4 protein-coding genes are annotated in these 3576 nt (G+C 76.2%); 2 read left to right on the top strand and 2 right to left on the bottom strand.

Annotated features, from left to right (window positions below; genetic code table 11):
* The first annotated feature begins 139 nt into the window (after positions 1-139).
* Positions 140-955 carry an LON peptidase substrate-binding domain-containing protein gene (locus AB8Z75_RS33185; RefSeq protein WP_369208572.1) on the top strand — a complete coding sequence of 272 codons (816 nt, stop codon included), beginning with the start codon at positions 140-142 and terminating at the stop codon, positions 953-955.
* A 23-nt stretch (positions 956-978) separates the two neighbouring features.
* Positions 979-1476 carry a Cys-tRNA(Pro) deacylase gene (ybaK, locus tag AB8Z75_RS33180; protein ID WP_369208570.1) on the top strand — a complete coding sequence of 166 codons (498 nt, stop codon included), beginning with the start codon at positions 979-981 and terminating at the stop codon, positions 1474-1476.
* 111 nt (positions 1477-1587) lie between these two features.
* On the opposite strand, the gene AB8Z75_RS33175 is transcribed toward ybaK, so the two are convergent.
* Together AB8Z75_RS33175 and AB8Z75_RS33170 are read right to left on the bottom strand one after the other, a co-directional pair.
* Positions 1588-2268 (bottom strand): hypothetical protein, encoded by a 681-nt coding sequence (locus tag AB8Z75_RS33175; RefSeq protein WP_369208569.1) that lies wholly within the window; start codon positions 2266-2268, stop codon positions 1588-1590.
* 67 nt (positions 2269-2335) lie between these two features.
* Positions 2336-3136 (bottom strand): ABC transporter permease, encoded by an 801-nt coding sequence (locus tag AB8Z75_RS33170; RefSeq protein WP_369208574.1) that lies wholly within the window; start codon positions 3134-3136, stop codon positions 2336-2338.
* Positions 3137-3576 lie beyond the last annotated feature (440 nt).

The following is a 3576-nucleotide window of genomic DNA, read 5'->3' as shown; positions in this document are numbered from 1 at the left end:
GCGGGGGACATGGCGGGGGGCGGCGGCCGTGTCAGAGGCAGTGGCGGAGGCAGTGGCGGAGGCAGTGGCGGAGCCGGTAACGGGCCGCACGGCGCACCCAGGCCCCCATCGGACGCCGGAGGCTTTAGGCTTACCCGTTGTGACAACCGCGCTTCCGCTCTTCCCCCTCAACTCGGTGCTGTTCCCGGGCCTGGTGCTGCCGCTGAACATCTTCGAGCCGCGGTACCGCGCGCTCATGCGTGACCTGCTCGCGCTCCCCGAGGACGCGCCGCGCCGCTTCGGCGTCGTCGCCATCCGGGACGGCCGCGAGGTCGCACCGACGGCCACCGGCATGCCCGACTCGGCGCCGGCGCAAGGCACCGACCCGACCGCGGGCTTCGGCCCGGAACCGATCAAGTCGTTCTACACCGTCGGCTGCGTCGCCGACGCCTCGACCATCCGCGAACGCGCCTCCGGCCTCGGCGGACCGGGAGACGAGGACGAGGACGAGGAGACGGCGACCGAGGCCGACCCGCGGGCGAGCAGCACCGGATACGAGGTACTGGCGACCGGCACCACCCGCTTCCGGCTGCTGTCCGTGGACGCCTCGGGCCCGTATCTGACCGGCGAGATCGAGGAGTTGCCCGAAGAGGAGGGCGACGAGGCCGGCGCGCTGGCGTCCGGCGTACTGCGCGCCTTCCGCGGCTACCAGAAGCGGCTCGCCAGCGCCCGCGAGAGGACCCTGGCCGCCGGAGCGGAACAGGATCTGCCGGACGACCCGTCGGTCGTCTCCTACCTGGTCGCCGCCGCCACGGTGCTGGACACACCCGCCAAACAGCGGCTGCTCCAGGCACCCGACACGGCGACCCGGCTCGCCGACGAGCTGAAGCTGCTGCGCAGGGAGACGGCCGTCATCGGCAAACTGCCGTCGCTGCCCGCGGCCGACCTGACCCGGAACCCGACGAGCCAGAACTGACGACCGCCGGGGAGCGGAGCCGAGTGGCCAAGAAGAACAGGCGGCAGGGGTCGGCGACCCCCGCGATCGTGGCCGCCACCGAGGCGGGTATCCCCTTCGCGACCCACGCCTACGAGCACGACGCGGCGGCGGCCTCCTACGGCGAGGAAGCCGCCGAGGCCCTCGGCGTGCCCGCGGAGCGGGTCTTCAAGACGCTGGTGGCCGAGGTCGACGGGGCCCTGACGGTGGCCGTCGTCCCGGTGTCGGCCTCGCTCGACCTCAAGGCGCTGGCGTCCGCCCGCGGCGGCAAGCGGGCCGTCATGGCCGACCCGGCCGCCGCCGAGCGCACCACCGGATACGTACGCGGCGGCATCTCCCCGCTGGGCCAGCGCAAGCCGCTGCCCACGGTCCTGGACGCCTCCGCCGAGGAACACCCCACCATCTGCGTCTCGGCGGGCCGCCGCGGCCTGGAGATCGAACTCGCGCCCGGAGACCTGGCCGAGCTGACCGGGGCCGCCCTGGCCCCGGTGGCCCGGGCCTGAGCCCCGCGCGGGCCCGGGCCCGGGGCTCCCCGCGCCCGAGACCCGCACACGCGGCAGCCCCGGCTCGGGCGGAAACCCCGGCGCGGGCGGAATCCCCGGCGCGGGTGGGAGTCAGTGCTCCCAGCCCTGGGGTGCCTCAGCCACCGCGTTGGACACCTCGCGAGGCCCGAACAGCGCGGTGGTCACCAGGTGCACGAGAGTCGCCGCGACGGGCCACGCCAACAGCATCCCGTAGGCGTGCAGTTCCAGCGGCGCGTCGAAAGTGGCCCCCTTGCCCGCGGCACGCGCCGCGGCGGGCAGATCGGTCTCGGGGCCGAACCACACACCGACCCGCCACGCCAGCACGGAACCCAGCAGCCCGCCGACCGCCAGTCCGACGACGAGGCCGATGCCCCCGCGCCTGCGCGCCAGGAACACGAGGAGACCCGTCACCACGCCGAAGGCCAGGCCGAGCAGCGCGAAGACACCCTCGGCGCCGATGGCCTCCTCGCCCTCCGGATCCTTGAACAGGACGACCTCGCCGTTGTTGTAGAGCGGCACCCGGGGAGCCAGCCACAGCCACAGCAGGCCCATCACGATGCCGACGACGGCGACGGCCACCGCGCACACGGCGGCCTCCCGCAGCTCGCGCCGGACAAGGGGCCCGCCCTCACCGCCGTAGCCCGCCTCCACGCCGTACGGAGGCATCGGCTGCGGCGCGGGACCGGTGCCGGGCTGCTCGCCCGGCGCCGACCGGGGCGATCCGGCATGCGGGTGGTCGGGGTCGTGCGGGGAGGGCGTCGGTACGGTCACGGAGCCATCGTGCCAGGCCCATGCGGTGCCGACCGCCCCGGCCCTCCCGGCGCGCGCCGGGAGGACGTCAGCGGGTGGCCGCCCACCGGTAGGCGCGGGTCGCGACGGCGAGGGACAGCACGCCGACGGCGGCACACACCCCGAGGTCGGCCAGGACGCTTCCCCAGTCCGGCTGCGCCTCGAAGGTGTGCGCGAAGGCCTCCACGCCGTACGTCGACGGCAGCAGATCCCGCGCCCACCTCACGACCAGGGGCAGCCCGCTCCCCGGCAGCACACCCAGCAGCAGCGCCGCCGACATCCCCAGCTGGCCCCCCAGCGTCGCCAGCTCCGGGCGCGGCGCCAGCAGCCCCAGCGCGGCACCGAGCCCCGCCAGCGCCGCCCCGGCCAGCGGCACGACGGCGACGAGCACCCACAGCCCGCCCAGCGGCAGTTGGAAGAGCAGGCTGCCCACCACCGCGGTGACCGCCACGCCGGGCACGGTGAACGACGCGTACGCCGCCGCGGCGCCCAGCACCACGGACGCTGCCGGTACCGGCAGCGTCGCATAGTGGTCGAGGCCGCCCCCGGCGCGCAGCTGCCCGAAGTACTGCGCCAGCAGATTGAGCGCCACGAAGGCGACGACCAGCACGCTCGACCCGGCCACGACAGCGCGCGCCTCCGCACCGCCGTCCACCACGCCGCGCAGCAGGATCATGATGCCCAGCGACTGGAACGTCGCCACGAACAGCAGCGGAATCCGCGCCACCCGCGCCCGCGAGAGCTGCGCCCGGTAGACGGCGCCCAACGCGGGCCACCAGCGCGCCCGCGGAGCCAGGGGCACGCCGCCCAGGCAGGCGGCGTGCCCTGCGAACCCGTCATCCCCCCGCAACGCGCCGGACGCGCCCTGAGCCGCTGTGGTCCGCCCGCCGCCCGCCCCGGCCGACACCCGCACCTCCACCGGAGCAGGGTCCGCCACCCGGGCGGGCGCCTCGACGGCGGAGGCCTCCCCCCGGGCAAGGGCCTCCCCGCGAACGGACACCTCGGCGGCAGGAGCCTCCGCCAGGACAGGCACCTCGACGGCGGCGGGTACCTCCGCTCGGGCAGGGTCCTCCGCCGGAGCGGGCGCCTCGGCAGCGGCGGGCGCCTCGACAGGGGCGGGCGCCTCGACAGGGGCGGGCGCCTCGGCGGGGGCRGGMGCCTCCGCMRGGRCAGGCRCCTCGACGGCGGCGGGTACCTCCGCTCGGGCAGGGTCCTCCGCCGGAGCGGGCGCCTCGGCAGCGGCGGGCGCCTCCGCAGGGGCAGGCGCCACGACGGCGGCGGGTACCTCCG

This window comes from Streptomyces sp. PU-14G (genome assembly GCF_041028275.1).
Taxonomy (GTDB): domain Bacteria; phylum Actinomycetota; class Actinomycetes; order Streptomycetales; family Streptomycetaceae; genus Streptomyces.
The sequence above is the reverse complement of the archived record's forward strand: the minus strand, read 5'-3'. Positions and strand labels throughout refer to the sequence as shown.